This window comes from Staphylococcus condimenti (assembly GCF_001618885.1).
Classification (GTDB): domain Bacteria; phylum Bacillota; class Bacilli; order Staphylococcales; family Staphylococcaceae; genus Staphylococcus; species Staphylococcus condimenti.
Genome location: NZ_CP015114.1, coordinates 1,969,710 through 1,985,744, shown reverse-complemented (window position 1 = coordinate 1,985,744; position 16,035 = coordinate 1,969,710). Strand labels below are relative to the sequence as shown.

Here is a 16,035-nt window from a genome sequence, read left to right as displayed (position 1 = left end):
TACGCTACACTCTACCCATAAAATATTGCCTTTTATTATTGTAATCGCTTTCATTATTGCATAATTGAAATTTTATTACAATATAATTTTAGTTAATGACATATTACGAAATATAATTTCACATACTACTCTAAATAAGCAATCACTTTTTCTATGAATAGTAGCTTCGTTTTATTAAATAAAAGCCTGATTCTGTATATTAGAGAATCAGGCTTTCAATATCATTTATAATTTTTTAACTAACGACATTAAAACAAATTGAAGTGGTAATCTTGCGTAAAGCCCCCACTTCGGAACTTCTTGATCACCTAATGGTAATTTTTTACGTGCCATGTAGATATTGGCTGGAAAAACAGCTAATAAGAATGCATTGATAGCACACTTAGTCCACTTGCATGGACGTTTCCAGAATAAGAGTATGCCGAAAATAATTTCGAATATACCTGTGACATAAACTGCTGTTTTACGCAGAGGTAAATATTTCGGTACGATTCGTGTAAAGCCTTCTGGTCTTAGAAAATGAAGTACACCAGCTGCGCCGAATAGTCCACCTATTAAAAATCTTAGAAATGTTTTCATCATTCATCTCTCCTTTCTCCTATTATTACCACTATACTTTATTTGTTATTTGCATATCATTTACAAAGATTTAAAATATTTACACAAATTTCTGAATATTTGGTTTAATATGTTACTTTTCGAGGAATAAAACTTCTAGTACGGCAGAAATTTTTCAGTCATACAGATATTTCGACAAGGGGGTAGGCAAATGCCTAAGAAATTATTTAGTGTAGATTTGAATAAAAAAATGGATCAACAAGCACATCCTGGACACAATCGATGGCATCCGGATATTCCAGCCGTATTTTCGGTAGATCCGGGTGAATCTTTTCGTATGGAATGCTTGGATTGGACTGACGGACAAGTTGGAAACAATGATGATCCAAGCGACATCAAATATGTAAATTTAAATCGTGTACATGTTTTAAGCGGTCCGGTTCATGTTAACGGCGTTGAACCTGGAGACTTATTAGTGGTAGATATCTTAGATATCGGCGCTTTCCCTGAACACGAATGGGGATTCAATGGTATTTTTGATAAAACAAACGGCGGAAGTTTCTTAGTCGATCATTATCCAAATGCTCAAAAATCAATTTGGGATTTCAATGGCATCTATGCGACGAGCCGTCATGTACCTGGTGTTGAATTTGTCGGATTGATCCACCCTGGATTAATCGGTGTCGCGCCTTCGCAAGAAATGCTTGATGAATGGAATCGCCGCGAAAAAGCACTAGTTGCTACTGATCCGAATCGTGAACCGGTTTTAGCTAACTTGCCTGAAGAAGATGCAGTAGTACTCGGTTCATTAAAAGGTAAAGATTTCGATCGCGTGGCTAAGGAAGGTGCAAGAACAGTTCCTCCTAGAGAAAACGGCGGTAATTGCGATATTAAAAATCTTTCAAAAGGTTCACGTATTTATTTCCCTGTTTTTGTGGAAGGCGCTAAGTTGTCTGTCGGAGATTTACATTTTTCACAAGGTGATGGCGAAATTACATTTTGTGGAGGCATTGAAATGCCTGGATGGATTGATTTACGTGTCAACGTGATAAAAAACGGCATGGAAAAATATCAAATCAAACAAAACCCTACTTTCAAACCTGGTCCTGTGATGCCGAATTATACAGACTATATTGTATTTGAAGGTATTTCAGTAGATGAATTCAGTGGTGAGCAGCAATATTTAGATGCGAACACTGCGTATCGAAACGCTTGTTTAAATGCTATTGAATTTTTAAAAACACGTGGCTTTACCGGAGAACAAGCTTATATGTTATTAGGTACCGCTCCTGTTCAAGGTACCGTTGCCGGTATTGTAGATGTTCCTAACGCATGTTGTACAATCGCAATTCCACGTGAAATTTTCAACGATGATATCGTTCCAAGTTTGGAGCCTGATGAGTAATGCCAAATTACACATACGCATGTCCCAGTCATGGAGAATTTACGTTGAATCAATCAATGAATGAAAATCATGACTCAGCAGTTTGCCCGAACTGCAAAGCAACTTCTAATCGTGTTTTTGTCCCTTTCCAAACCTACAAACTCGATTCTAAGTTAAAGAAGAAAATTGAGTCAGGTAAAGAACCTAAAGTTGTAAAGAGAGAAAAGCTCCCTTTACAACAAAAAAACAATCAAAACCCTAGGCCATGGATGGTGTAAACAAAGTATAACCAATTTAATGATTTATATCATTCATGTCATAACTTAAACCCATGTGTAACTAAAAGTTTTATGCAGATAAAAACTGCCCTAGATATCTGCATTACAACTTTAATAGAGCCGAATCTCCTATACTATATTCTGTGCTCTGTAAAAACAAAATTCTCTTTGTTACTTGATTCTTATCAGCCCTATAGAACAAGTAAAACTTATAGAAGTAGTTAAAAGACTTGATACTTCTAAAAATGCTTGAATGAGATTTACCCTCCTCATTTTGGCAATTAGATGTTCAACCTATTTTCATAACTGATTAAATATAATATAAAACCCACTTCATATTGAAGATGTGAAAGCAAACACACTAAATAACAGGTGTTCAGTTCACCCCTTTGTTAAATATTAGTAGCTGCACTCATGTGAAGATTATCTGTAAATTTCCTACCCCTTCTTTACAGAAAATCTCATGAGTGTGTTACTAGAACTCTCTGAAAAAGGAAACGACTCACGCGCAAGCGTGAGTCTTTCTTATTGTTTACTCAGCAATATTAGGACCATATAACCGTTTTGTATGATCAACGATTTCTCCATCTATTAATTTTCCAATCTCTTCCTTCCATGAAATCGGAGTATAATCACTTTCCAGCAATTCATGGAGTTTTTCCTTATTATTACTATGATGATAGAGTACATCATTCATTTCTGCAATAGACCATTCTGGACACGGACGTTCTATTAAGCGAAAAACATCATATCGTTGAATAGCACCTTCCTTTAATACACGGAAATACCATCCTGTTCTCCCAGTTTCTTGAATACGTCTTCCCCATTCAATCCAACGTACACGTCTTCCTGGTTTCCAACATGGCCTGCGCGGTTGCGAAACTTGTACAGTCGCTTCTCCAATTTGATAGATGTCTCCGATATATACAGAGGTTTCATCCATATCAATTACAGAAACATTTTCCCCATTTAATCCTGGTTTAAATTGAACTTCAGGATATTCAGCTGTCCATTTTTCATAGTGCGATTTACTATAAGCGAATAATGCTTTATCTGGTCCTCCATGATGCTTTTTATCTCCGACATCATCACTGACTAATCCTGTTTTCGTTAAAAAGACTGCTTGCTCTGTCGGTTTTTTAAATGCAGCTGTCGACCATTCTTGTTCTAATCGATTTTCAGCATTCGGATTACCTAACTTTTGAACACCGCCTCTGAATAATTGCTCGATTTGACTCACTTATTTCACCCTCTCTCAAAGCTATTATAACGACTTTTCGACAAAATCTTAAAGGTAAGCGTTTTCTTTGTTTTTTTCAAGTAAAGTATTTGCGAAATTGATTATTTTTTTCCATACTAGACATTGAAAGAGAAAAGCAAAATGCGGAAAGAGGAGTGTCAATAAATGAACCAAGAACAATTTGACAAAATTAAAAATGGTAAAGGATTTATCGCAGCATTGGACCAAAGCGGTGGTAGTACTCCGAAAGCGCTAAAAGATTACGGCGTTGATGAAAGTGAATACTCTAACGATGAAGAAATGTTCAACCTAGTACACGATATGCGTACTCGTATCATTACTTCACCTGCATTTAACGGAGAAAAAATCTTAGGTGCGATTCTATTCGAACAAACTATGGACCGTGAAGTTGAGGGCAAATACACAGGCTCATATTTAGCAGATAAAGGTATCGTTCCATTCTTGAAAGTCGACAAAGGTTTAGCTGAAGAAACTGACGGCGTTCAATTAATGAAACCTATTCCAGACTTAGATAAATTATTAGATCGTGCGAACGAACGCGGTATCTTCGGTACTAAAATGCGTTCTAACATCTTAGAAAATAATAAAGAAGCTATTGAAAAAGTTGTTAAACAACAATTCGAAGTTGCTAAAGAAATCATTGCAGCTGGTTTAGTACCAATTATTGAACCTGAAGTTAACATCAATGCTAAAGATAAAGAAGCTATCGAAGCTAACTTGGCTGAAGCAATCAAAGCTGAATTAGATGACTTGAAAAAAGATCAATATGTAATGTTGAAATTGACTATTCCAACTAAAGTGAATGCTTACAGCGAATTAATTGAACATCCACAAGTAATCCGTGTGGTTGCATTATCTGGCGGTTACAGCCGTGACGAAGCAAACAAAATCTTGAAACAAAACGATGGATTAATCGCAAGCTTCTCACGTGCATTAGTATCTGACTTAAATGCACAACAATCAGATGCAGAATTTAATGAAAAATTACAAGAAGCTATCGATACAATCTTCGATGCTTCAGTAAACAAAGCTTAATCAATGCTTTAATTTAAACGGACTCCTTCTATGAGGGAGTTCGTTTTTTGTTTGTATAAATCTATAAATTTTCTCCGCAAATTTCCTCCTATGTAACATTTCCTTATAAAAATTCTTTTCTTTCGATGTCATACATAATAAAATACAAGAGACTTTTAGAAATACAGAAAAAAGTTGCCAAATTAATTACAGGAGCTGAACATAAATGACGTCTAACCCTATTCCGCGTTATTTACAAGAAAAGCGTGCAAATTTTCATGAACTTTTTTACGATTTGATATTTGTCTACGCGTTACAAAAAATTGCTCACGTGCTCTTACATACAGATAAAAACGGCACACTTTCACTAAATACTTTCGTTGTCTATATTCTAATGAGCTTGTTCTTATGGCTTTTATGGACACATCAAACTGTATTCACAAACCGCTTCGGAGAACTTTCACCAAAAGATGTCGCGTTCACAATAGTAAACATCTTTCTCTTAGTATTCTTATCTAATAGTTTTTACCCAGATTTCAATAAAACCTTTGTGCCGTTCATGACTTACATGTCATTACTATACTTAAGTATCAGCCTTCAGTATTTGTTATACATTCCTCATACACAATCCAAAAGCGATAAAATGACATGTATAACTTCAGGTCTTGTCGCATTAATAGTTGCGGTGTTTTCAATTATCGGGTTAGTTACGCCCCCACCTTATCGGTTTGTACCCGGAAACATCGGACTTTTTATCGCAGCGGTCGGATGGGTTCCTTTTAGAAAGTACCTTGTAGAATCACCTGTCAATATGATGCATCTGGTTGAACGTTATTCCTTATTAACTATTATCGTATTCGGGGAATTGCTTGTAGGAATTGCGGGTATCTTCAATATTAATAAATTCGATTATCTTTATATCTTCCAATTTATGATTTTAATCGGATTATTCTTAACCTATTGGGCTGTCACAGAATTTTACATTAACCATCATCATCGTACTGTCGGCTTCAAATTATCGTACTCTCATCTCATTATCAACATTGCTTTAGGCGGTGTTAATGCGGCAATTGTCTTCAGCTGCAGCGATAAAATCAACCGTTTATTTGAAGTCAACCTTATGTATGGAAGTATTTTATTATTCTTTATAGGTTTATGGTTAAACATTTCATACTTCCATGATTATTATAAAAACATGCGTCTCATAATCGCGCCTTTCCTACTCATCATTACTGGTTACATCTTGAGTCTGCTTTTTGTTAGCTATGATGATGTCTTGGTAATTACATCCGCCATTGTCAATTCAACAATTGCCTTAATATATTACACAAACAAACGCAAATTGAAACGTGCAGATATTGCATCTCATCACCATTAATCTCTTCAAACCTATATTGTTAATTAGCACCACTATTCCAAAAAGATAACTGGACTAGTGGTTTATTTTATAAATTAGCAAACCTATCTATTTCCGATAAACTGAATGATATATTATACACTTCATATATCCAACAAAAAAACCTGACTCCATCTCGAGTCAGGCAATAAAATAATTATTTTTCAACTAAATAGCGATATACATCATCACGTACAGGCGTTTCCATAGCAAGATGCATCGTTACTACATTTTTGCCCTCTGGCATTTTCGTATCTTGTGCGCTATCTTTCATATAATGTGCATTTCCTAGGTAATAAAAGTTCTTACCATCTGCATCTTCTTTTTTCACAAACATATATATCGGTGTATTCAATGCTTGATGATTGATTACATTTTGAACTTCCGGTGATTTTAGGGAACGATTAGAACGCGTAAACCACTTCAACTCATCTTGATTTAAGAATTCATCTTCATAAGCAGTCGTTTCACTAATATCTTCCTTTTTATGATACGTAATAAAGATAGGCAGTGTTTGATATTTTTGTTTATAGCCGTATACAGTTGAAGATTCATCTTTTTCCCAATTCATTATTCTTAAAAAATCTTTACGTGAATACTTATTATATAATACCAAGCGATTACTGTTATGAAAATCATTCAAATGCTTATAATGCGATAGTTGCATTAAATCATCAAAATGTGCGCGAAAGACATCATCCTTCAAGTTGTTTTTGAAATGCTCACTTAAGCCTATATGTTTTCCATTATGACGAATATTAATAACTGGAGGACCATATTGTTTGTCCGAGCCTGCTTTGAAAAATGATTGATCTAGGACTCTTAAGCTTGTCAGTACATCCGCTTCGCTTATCCCGCTATCTTTTTCCTGCAGCTTTTGAACTAAACTGTCAAAACTCTCATCTTGTTCAACCAACACTTCAATTGTCATGTAATCAGAACTCTTCAAACCTTGTACCAGCTCTTTCGAAATAAATGTTAAATTTTTAGAAGCATTTTCAGAAATTCGTTTTTGCTTATGCACTTTCTTCTCTAAAAATTCCTCATAATTCGCAAACTTTGATAATAAGACTGACGGATCAATAGAATTTTGTTCAATAAAATCCATCAATGTTGGGGTACTGCCAATTCTATTTTTAACATTCTCGTAAGCTTCTACAATCATTTTCATTTCATTCAATGTTGCACTTTGTATAGATTCAAATACTTTCTTCTTCGCGACTTCTTCAAAATTAATTGTCGACACACCCTTTAAAGGTGCATTATCTGTTAAAAATTTACGATAATTATCTTTATTATGTGAATGGTCGCCTGACAACGCTATTGGAATCAAATAGTTGTTTTTATAATTACCTATAAAATCGATAACAGTTACATAATCTTTATTAGCGCTTTTACGCAAACCGCGTCCAAGCTGCTGTACAAAAATAATGCTAGACTGCGTACCTCTTAACATCACCACTTGATTGATTTCAGGAATATCAATCCCTTCATTAAATAGATCCACCGTAATAATATAATTGATATCCCCATCTTTAAGTTGTTGAATCACTTCATTACGACGTTGTTGTGAGTCTGAACCAGTCAAAGCTACTGTCGCTACACCATGATGCGTAAGTTTTTCAGCAAGTTCTACCGCTTCATTTTTTCGACTTACAAATATGAGCCCTTTCAATGCGTCGCCTGAATAACCATAATAGTCAGTTCTATCCAGAATATACTTCACACGTTCTTCAGAAGTCAGATAGCGTAATTGACTATTATCATCTACGGCTACACCATCTTGGATATAATCAGAAACACCGAAGTAATGAAACGGGCATAAAATTTCGCTTTCCAATGCTTTTTGCAGGCGTATTTCATACGCAACATTGTAATCAAATTGTTCAAAGATATTTAAATCGTCCGTACGTTCTGGTGTTGCAGTCATACCCAACATAAATGTAGGCTGGAAGTAACGAAAAATGCGTTGATACGTAACAGCAGCTGAACGATGTGCTTCATCAAAAACAATATAATCAAACGTTTCAGGGTCAAATTGATGATAAATCGCTTCTTTAGATAGTGTCTGAACTGTTGCAAATAAATACTTGGCATTGATGTCTTTATGTGTACCTGAAAGTTTGCCAAAAGCAGAAGCAGGTTCTGTTGCCAGTACTTTTTGATAGGCTTTCATTGCTTCATTTAAAATCGTTTCACTATGCACTACAAAAAGAAAGCGTTTAGGTTCTGCTTGTCGAACGTCTAATGCAGACATAATTGTCTTTCCTGTCCCTGTAGCTGAAATAATCAGTGCCTTATCCTCGCCTTGTGCTCGAACTTCTTTTAGAGATTTCAATGCTTCTACTTGCATTAAATTCGGCTGAATTTGAACCGCATCATCCACACGATTAATCAAATCCGTTTGTAAACGGCTTTCTTTAAAAATATCTTTTACAGTTTGAGGTGCATAAACTTTACGATATTCAGTAATCCATTCAGGAGTTAAAGGTGTACTCTGTTCCCACAGTTCATTAAATTGATGTTTTACACGGTGCACTAAGTCTCCATTTTGATGTGTAGAAAAAAGAATGTTATGTTCATAATTTACTTTGAGTGCGTTAGAAGTTAAATTCGAACTGCCTACAATCAATGATGAAAATTGGTCATGTTCAAAGATATAACCTTTAGCATGGAAACCCGGCACTTCAGTCAAACGTACTTCAACATTTTCTAATTTCAGAAGCTCATCATACATTTTAGGTGTATTGAATCCCAAGTAATTAGAAGTCAGAATTTTACCTTTAACTCCCTTTTGGGCTAAATCATATAAATGTGCTTTTAAACTCGCTAGCCCGCTTTCTGTAATAAACGCAACGGAAATCATGAAGGAGTGACATTTTTGCAATTCATCAATAACAGTCGATAATACATTTTCTTGATCATTATTAATTAACAGTTTTGGAACATGGTTTCCTTGATGAACAAGAGAACGATCGATAAATCCTTTATGTAACGAAAGTTTTAAATCATCGATTAAATTTTCCATAGACATTACCCTTCTTCAACAATCTTATCGACTGTCGGAATATCTGCGGGTGCCCATTCTAATTGATGTAAATCTTCTGCATTCAGCCATTGAATTTGTTGATGTTCTGTTAAAGTCGGCATTTGTTTTTGTAATCGGCATTTGTATGTAGTAAGTTGAATCACTGCAAAATCATATTCATAAGTCGTTGTTGTAACCTTGTCTAAAACTTCTAAATCACATTTCATTTCTTCTCTGATTTCACGTTTTAGAGCATCAACATCAGATTCACCTTGTTCAATTTTACCTCCAGGAAATTCCCATAATAAAGGTAAACTCATTTGTTCACTGCGTTGTGCACATAATATTTTATTGTTGTCATAAATCACTGCGCCTACCACTTCAATTAGTTTCTTCATCTCATATCCCTCGCTCATTTAAAAATTCATTGCTTATAAGCAGGATCTCATTTTTAGGTTGAAAATACCATATAATTGCAGCGATTTTGTGAATTTTTTACAAAAAAATGAGACAGATAGATAACCTGTCTCACTAATAATTTATAATATGCTGTATTTACATTTGTGCTTAAGTTGATATATACTTCACTCTACATTTTTAGGATAGACAACTTCACCGTCATCTTCTAAAATCGGCATCGCACCCCATTGTCCTAATTGATGCTCTTGTGTAATGATGTCACCTTTATTATTTTGCATAATATGCAATACTTTCCAACCCTGTGCTACTAAATAATTACTTACAATAAGACGATGGCAGCGTGCTGGGTGATGTTCTGAACACATATAAGCTGTACGTTTTTCTTCAGCTATCTTTTCTAAAATCTTGATGCCATCTTTAAATTCATCTGTTAAAGTATAATCGGCATAATTGTGGAAAGATTCGTTTTGCCAACCTGAATTTAATGTACGTCCGACAGTTTGGCTTGGACGTCGTCTTCCTCCCAGTTCGTGGTCTTGACGATATTCGATTCCCGCTTCTCCTAACCACTCTTTCATATTCTCATCATTGAACTGCGGGTATTTGCGGCTTTTCGTAAAAGCGCGTATATCTTCTAATACTTCAACATCAAATTCCTGCAGCATTTTTAAAAATGTCTCTTTATCATGATTAGAATGGCCAATTGTATAAATTGTCTTTTCTTGTTTCATGTCTGTCACCTCATAGTTAATATAACCTTTATCACAGTTAAGCAAGCCTAAGAAAGCAAAAAAACAGAATCCGCTTAATGGATTCTGTTTAAAATATTACTTGTTTTTTTCAATATTTTCATGAATCATATCACCGATATATTGAGACGCTTTACCATTATCAACACTGCAAAAACGATCATAAAACGCATCTATTTTATCTTGATATTCATTTTGTACTTTCGGTATATCTTTCAAGCTTTCTGCAAGTTGCTGCGGATCTGTAAAAATAGGACCAGGTAAATCTTTTTTATAGTCCATATAAAAACCGCGCAATCCTTTATCGTACTTTTCAATATCATAAGCAAAGAAGAATTGCGGACGTTTTAAGATACCGTAATCAAACATTACAGATGAATAATCTGTAATTAAGGCATCTGAAATCAAGAAGATTTCTGAAACATCATCATAATTAGAAACATCAACCGCAAAATCTTCATATCCGCTTAAATCTAAAGCGTTAGCGATAAGATAATGCATACGTAATAAAATTACATATTCATCGCCAATTTGTTGATATAAATTCTCCAAATCAATTTGCAGATTAAATAAGTACTGTCCTTTTTTGATAAACTCATCATCGCGCCATGTCGGTGCGTACGTAATAACTTTTTTATCCTGTGGAATGTTTAAGTTTTCTCTGATTTCATTAATGTAATCTTGATCGTTTTGACGATTTACAAGAACATCATTACGAGGATAACCAATTTCTAAAATACGATCCGGGTCCATCCAGAATGCTGATTCAAAAATTTCAGTAGAATAGCGATTCGGTGAAATTAAATAATCCCAACGTTCTGTTTCCTCTTTAAAATTTCGTTTATATACAGGTGTTGTAGTACCTGGCATACGCACGACTTTCATATCATTAGCTAAGCGTTTTAATGGTGTACCATGCCATGTTTGAATATAAGTTTGGTTTGCTTTCTTATTTAAATAAAGCGGTGTACGCGCGTTAGAAATCCAGTAATGTGCATCAGAATAAGCTTTGAAATAGTCTTTCGAACCTTTTTGTACCTTTTTTGCATTGCCTGGTACCACATGAGCGCCCGGCTTTTTGAGTGACCATACATAGTTATAATATGGATATTTTTTCTGCATATATTCATAAATATATTTTGGACTGTCACTGTAATTTTTACCGCCGAATGTTTCGAAAACAATCGTAGCATTCTGCACATTTTCTGGACTATCTGTTAATTCATAAATCGAACGATTTTTCGATTTTTTATTCAAAACAATGTTTTTAGCAAGGCGAATAAATTCTCGTAATTTATTAACTGAATATGCTCCTTTAGGTTGTTTCAACATTAAGAGCAGCATCTCTAATTTAAACAACGTTCCGCCTTGTTCTAACAGTGGTCGTTTAATTTTTCGAGCAAGGTTAATTAATGTTTGCTCGTGTTGAGAATAATGAAAGGCGACATCTTTTTGAGCAGGATCAAAAACATTACGGATTTTCTTCGCCATTTTATTAGTTAAGAAGCGTTTAACTTTCTTATTTTTCGTTTTTTGTATGGTATGCAAATAACTATCTGCATAATCTTCAAACAAATCATCTCTATCTTGTTCAGTCAGTTTTTCGGTTTCAAACGGATCATAAACTTCTCCTCTGTAATAAAATGGGAAGCCGAAAATACGTACAAAACGATTCACATAAGGAATGTACTCGACAACAAAAGAGTTATCGACATAAGTTTTCAAATGCTCATCAAATTGTAAATCATGCGCTTGTACAATCGCTGTTTTAAACATGATATTGCAAGCTGTATTCTTACGTAAAAAAGAATTGGGATTTGTTTTGGTTGTCATGTATTCTAATCTGATTTTATTCGAATCAATATATTGCGGACGTTTCAAGCTGAAATTATTAATTGGTGCAATTAATGCATCTAGTCCATTGATATTCTTCAGATAAAAATGAATTGCATAACTTGCTAACTCGTCATCTGCATCTAAAAACATGAAGTAAGGTGTTTTAACTTCCTTCATTGCTACGTTTCTAGCGTGTGCGTGACCTTGATTAGTTTGTAAATTGATATGTTGAATGGATTTATCATAATCTTTGAGTGTTTCTTTTAAAATTGCCTCTGAGTTATCGGTAGAACCATCATTCACGACGATAACATCAAAGTCTTGATTTCGTTGTTGCTTCAAGCTTTCAATACATTCGCGAATATATTCTTCTGAATTATAATAAGTAACGATAACTGTTAAGTCATTCATTGTTTGTTTCTCCTCATCTGTATATAGATATATCACTATCATGCTGTTTCGAATCTGAAACAGATTACAATCTAGCATTATATTTTATTTTCCATAAAATTGAAAACATAAAACCTTTCAAAGAATATTCTTTTTGCACGAAAACTATGAATAAACCTTGCTATATCGCGGTTGGGAATTATATTTAAACTTTATTAATAATTAGGATATTTTTTAAAATCATTGACTATGATTACCATCTTTATTTCACATATAAAGGGCTCAGCCTAAATGACTGAGCCCTAGCTTATTATCTTTAGAATTCTACAATCGCTAAGAAATTTCTATTGGTTGTTTTTATTTATCAAATGTTTAATAATTTCATTCATTTCACTGATGTTTTTGCTTTGCTGACTTAACAAATTATATAAATCTTCTCGTTGTTGTGCGTTCGGTGTGTTATATCTCAATGTTTCATTACCATGAATCACACTTGGAGCATCTGTAGTTTGAGGATGCTGTTCGTCATGGCCTACTTCGTTGTAGCCGCTGCCGTCATGTTGTTTTAAACCATATTGAGTGGCATCTTGAGAATGAGTCTTCTCACTAGCTCCCTCTTTTTCAGTATGTTCACGGTAAATATCAGGTGCATGATCTTTCGCATAAAGCAGCAATGCATTATAAATAAGTCGGTTCGGTTGATCTGTTGTATTACGTAATTCTTTATAAAGATTGCGTGTTTCTGATGTTTCTTCATTTACTACACTGTATTTACGTCGCTCAGCTGCACGTTCTTCTTGTTCTGTAATATAGTCTTCACGAGGCATCATATCTTCTAAGGCATGTCCTTCAATATCAATTTTCGGTAAGATACGGTTCAACCATGCAGGCAAGTACCATGAAGCTTTGCCGAATAAAGCTGTCAGTGCGGGTATCATCAATAATCTCACAATGAATGCATCAAAGAATACACCAAATGCGAGTGCAATACCCATGGTTTTAATCATTACATCATCTTGAATGGCAAAGGCCATGAACACACTAATCATAATAAGTGCTGCTGCAATAATAACTGGACCACTTTCTCTTATACCTACTTTAATTGAATGTTTGTTGTCATGCGTACGACTATATTCTTCATGTATACGTGACATTAAGAACACTTCATAGTCCATCGCAAGACCAAACAAGATACCAATAACAATAACTGGTAAGAAAGCCAGTACAGGTGCTGTTTCATGAACTCCAAAGAGTTGTTTCATAAATCCTTCCTGCATTACGAGTGTGGTAAATCCAAGTGTTGCTGTTAAGGATAGCAAGAATCCGCCTACTGCTTTTAACGGAATAATGATGGAACGGAATACAAGCATTAATAATAAGAATGCAAGTGTCACGATAATACCCGCAAAGACAGGAATAGCATCATTTAATTTCTTAGACATATCTAAGTTGATAACACTTTGACCAGAAATTTCAGTTAAGAAGCTGTATTTATCTTTGGCATCATCATGATAGTCTCTCAAGTCTTTTACTAAATCATCTGTGCTTTTGGCTTGAGGTCCTTTATCTGGAATTACTGTAATCAAAACATAATCATTATCTTTACTCATTTGCGGCGGTGAAACCATATCGACATTATCCATATCGTTGATGTCTTTACTTAAATCTTTTAAGTCTTTTTGCATTTCTTGAGGGTTGTCTTTTTTGTCTTTGACATTAACAAGCATTGGAATTTTACCATTAAAGCCTTCTCCGAATTTATCACTCATAATGTCATAAGCTTTCTTTTGAGTCGTATGATCGGGTTTAACACCGTCATCAGGAATACCTAAGCGCATTTGCGAAATCGGCATTGCAGCTAAACCTAGAATAATCACACCGACTAAAACAGCCGCTAATGGACTGCCTACTACAAAGCGAGACCAACGTGTATCTGCTGTTTTGCGTGATTTACGTTCAACTTTTGGTCTGATTGCTTTATGGAAAATACTAATTAACGCTGGAACGAGTGTCAGTGCACTGATAACAGCAAATAACACACTGATTGCTGACATGTAACCCATGACACCTAAGAACTTGATACCAATGAGGCCGAGTCCACATACTGCAATAATCACTGTAATACCAGCGAAAATAACTGCGCCGCCTGCTGTACCTATTGCTAGACCTACAGCTTTAGGTACGTCGCGTTCCTCCTTAATAATTTGTCGGTATCTGAATAAAATAAAGAGCGCATAATCAATACCGACTGCAAGACCAATCATGACTGCGAGTGTCAGCGTCACATTTGGGACATCCACAATTTTCGTCATTAAACCGATAATGCTGACACTTGTTGCTAATCCGATAACAGCTGAGATAATCGGCAAGCCAGCAGCAACAAATGAACCGAATGTAATTAATAAAACGATAAATGCGACTGCGATACCGATAATTTCAGAAGCACCGCCAGTTTCAACACTGCCGCTCATTCCATTTCCTGTTAATTCAGTTTGCAGATTATGTTTGTCTTTTAAATCATCTAAGTTGTCTTTTACCTTGTCCTTGCTTTTATCACTCAATGATGTTGCTTGAACGTCGTATTGAATGTCTGCAAAAGCAGTGGTCTTATCTTTACTGATTTGTTTATTTTTGTATGGATCAGTAATCTTATCTACACGTTTATCATCTTTTTTAATATCGTCTAATGTTTTTTGAACATCTTTCATGACATCTTTCTTCACAATCCCATCTTTAGAATGAGATTTCATGACCACCGTTATCGTGGCCTTTTCACTATCGACATTAAAATGCTTTTCTATTTTTTTATTCGTGTCTATCGATTTTAATCCAGTCATTTTGATATCATTATCAAATTTGGGCTTATCGATAGTAATCGGCGTTAAGACTGCTGCTAATAAAACGACCCACGCAACAATAGCCCACCATTTATGTTTTGCAATAAATGAACCGAGTTTATAAAGAAATTTTGCCAAAGTATTGCCTCCTCTATAGATATACAGTATAGTTTATTCTACATAGTAGATTAATTACGTATCACATATGCTACATGGTTCATTATTACCTGTACAGATATATTTCAACCTATTTATAGGGCTAAACTACACTAAGGAGGAATTGTAGATTTGAATCCGACAGATTTAAGAGTGATTAAAACCAAACGTGCTTTATCTGAATCTTTATTTACACTATTAGAAAGCACAATGTTTTCTTCAATAACAGTTAATATGATTTGTGACGAAGCTTTAGTACACCGTACAACTTTCTATAAACATTTTTATGATAAATATGACTTGCTGTCTTATTTACTCCAAAATATTACAAAAGACTATTTCGAAAAAGATTTACGCGATCGTATTCATCAACCGTTTCAATCTATCGCAACTTTTATTGATTTTCCTATCACTAAGATCAGCGAGAAACAAAAGCATGACCCTAAATTCTTTGAAACAGGAGCTTCTATTTTCATCGAAAAATTGCGTCAAGATATAAAAGATAATCAAGATAAAATTGAAGTTGACAGTGATATCCCTATCGATTTAGTGGCACGTGTTTTTGAAGCTACGATTCAGGCAATGGGAGAATGGAATAATATAAATGAATGTTATCCAGTGGATTCTAAGACAGGTTCAAAAGTTTCATTAGAAAAATTAGACGAGATGTTCAATAAACTCGTTAATATCAGAATTAAAGATGTTTAGTGAATAGTGCAGCTTAAACG

General features: G+C 34.7%; 12 protein-coding genes. 5 read left to right on the top strand and 7 right to left on the bottom strand.

Translation table 11 applies throughout. The features are described 5' to 3' along the window. Window positions 1-225: 225 nt before the first annotated feature. Entirely contained in the window at window positions 226-579 is a 354-nt protein-coding gene (locus A4G25_RS09505) for a DoxX family protein (RefSeq protein WP_047132578.1), read from the bottom strand. Between the two features lie 190 nt (window positions 580-769). Between A4G25_RS09505 and fmdA the strand changes: the two genes are divergently transcribed. Continuing rightward, entirely contained in the window at window positions 770-1,963 is a 1,194-nt protein-coding gene (fmdA, locus tag A4G25_RS09500) for a formamidase (RefSeq protein WP_047132579.1), read from the top strand. A 44-nt stretch (window positions 1,964-2,007) separates the two neighbouring features. Then, window positions 2,008-2,220, top strand: coding sequence for a zinc ribbon domain-containing protein (locus tag A4G25_RS09495; protein ID WP_330910995.1), 213 nt, complete (start codon window positions 2,008-2,010; stop codon window positions 2,218-2,220). 532 nt (window positions 2,221-2,752) lie between these two features. On the opposite strand, the gene A4G25_RS09490 is transcribed toward A4G25_RS09495, so the two are convergent. Next, window positions 2,753-3,460, bottom strand: a complete 708-nt coding sequence (locus A4G25_RS09490; protein WP_047132581.1) for an MOSC domain-containing protein — start codon at window positions 3,458-3,460, stop codon at window positions 2,753-2,755. Between the two features lie 165 nt (window positions 3,461-3,625). Here A4G25_RS09490 and A4G25_RS09485 point away from each other — a divergent pair, with 165 nt between their 5' ends. Together A4G25_RS09485 and A4G25_RS09480 are read left to right on the top strand one after the other, a co-directional pair. Next, a complete protein-coding gene (locus A4G25_RS09485) occupies window positions 3,626-4,516 on the top strand; it encodes a fructose bisphosphate aldolase (protein ID WP_047132582.1) in 891 nt (296 codons plus the stop codon). 205 nt (window positions 4,517-4,721) lie between these two features. Further along, on the top strand, window positions 4,722-5,873 hold the full coding sequence (locus A4G25_RS09480; protein ID WP_047132583.1) for a low temperature requirement protein A: 1,152 nt from the start codon (window positions 4,722-4,724) through the stop codon (window positions 5,871-5,873). A gap of 175 nt (window positions 5,874-6,048) precedes the next feature. On the opposite strand, the gene A4G25_RS09475 is transcribed toward A4G25_RS09480, so the two are convergent. From A4G25_RS09475 to A4G25_RS09455, 5 genes are all read right to left on the bottom strand, one after another. Next, complete coding sequence (locus A4G25_RS09475; RefSeq protein WP_047132584.1) at window positions 6,049-8,919, bottom strand: DEAD/DEAH box helicase; 2,871 nt, start codon at window positions 8,917-8,919, stop codon at window positions 6,049-6,051. A gap of 5 nt (window positions 8,920-8,924) precedes the next feature. Continuing rightward, complete coding sequence (locus A4G25_RS09470; RefSeq protein WP_047132585.1) at window positions 8,925-9,317, bottom strand: (deoxy)nucleoside triphosphate pyrophosphohydrolase; 393 nt, start codon at window positions 9,315-9,317, stop codon at window positions 8,925-8,927. 186 nt (window positions 9,318-9,503) lie between these two features. Further along, window positions 9,504-10,070: a DUF488 domain-containing protein gene (locus A4G25_RS09465; protein ID WP_047132586.1), complete on the bottom strand. Its 567-nt coding sequence runs from the start codon at window positions 10,068-10,070 to the stop codon at window positions 9,504-9,506. 96 nt (window positions 10,071-10,166) lie between these two features. Beyond that, the gene (locus A4G25_RS12880; protein ID WP_075140889.1) at window positions 10,167-12,335 is read right to left on the bottom strand and encodes a bifunctional glycosyltransferase/CDP-glycerol:glycerophosphate glycerophosphotransferase; all 2,169 of its coding nucleotides are present in this window, start codon (window positions 12,333-12,335) and stop codon (window positions 10,167-10,169) included. 323 nt (window positions 12,336-12,658) lie between these two features. Beyond that, window positions 12,659-15,289, bottom strand: coding sequence for an MMPL family transporter (locus A4G25_RS09455; RefSeq protein ID WP_047132587.1), 2,631 nt, complete (start codon window positions 15,287-15,289; stop codon window positions 12,659-12,661). A gap of 150 nt (window positions 15,290-15,439) precedes the next feature. Between A4G25_RS09455 and A4G25_RS09450 the strand changes: the two genes are divergently transcribed. Next, window positions 15,440-16,015 carry a TetR/AcrR family transcriptional regulator gene (locus tag A4G25_RS09450; RefSeq protein ID WP_047132588.1) on the top strand — a complete coding sequence of 192 codons (576 nt, stop codon included), beginning with the start codon at window positions 15,440-15,442 and terminating at the stop codon, window positions 16,013-16,015. Window positions 16,016-16,035: the final 20 nt, after the last annotated feature.

What these genes read in the sequence shown, in the direction of transcription:
- A4G25_RS09505 (WP_047132578.1), bottom strand. Translation starts at nt 579, where the DNA reads ATGAAAACATTTCTAAGATTTTTAATAGGTGGACTATTCGGCGCAGCT.
- fmdA (WP_047132579.1), top strand. Translation starts at nt 770, where the DNA reads ATGCCTAAGAAATTATTTAGTGTAGATTTGAATAAAAAAATGGATCAA.
- A4G25_RS09485 (WP_047132582.1), top strand. Translation starts at nt 3,626, where the DNA reads ATGAACCAAGAACAATTTGACAAAATTAAAAATGGTAAAGGATTTATC.
- A4G25_RS09480 (WP_047132583.1), top strand. Translation starts at nt 4,722, where the DNA reads ATGACGTCTAACCCTATTCCGCGTTATTTACAAGAAAAGCGTGCAAAT.
- A4G25_RS09475 (WP_047132584.1), bottom strand. Translation starts at nt 8,919, where the DNA reads ATGGAAAATTTAATCGATGATTTAAAACTTTCGTTACATAAAGGATTT.
- A4G25_RS09470 (WP_047132585.1), bottom strand. Translation starts at nt 9,317, where the DNA reads ATGAAGAAACTAATTGAAGTGGTAGGCGCAGTGATTTATGACAACAAT.
- A4G25_RS09465 (WP_047132586.1), bottom strand. Translation starts at nt 10,070, where the DNA reads ATGAAACAAGAAAAGACAATTTATACAATTGGCCATTCTAATCATGAT.
- A4G25_RS12880 (WP_075140889.1), bottom strand. Translation starts at nt 12,335, where the DNA reads ATGAATGACTTAACAGTTATCGTTACTTATTATAATTCAGAAGAATAT.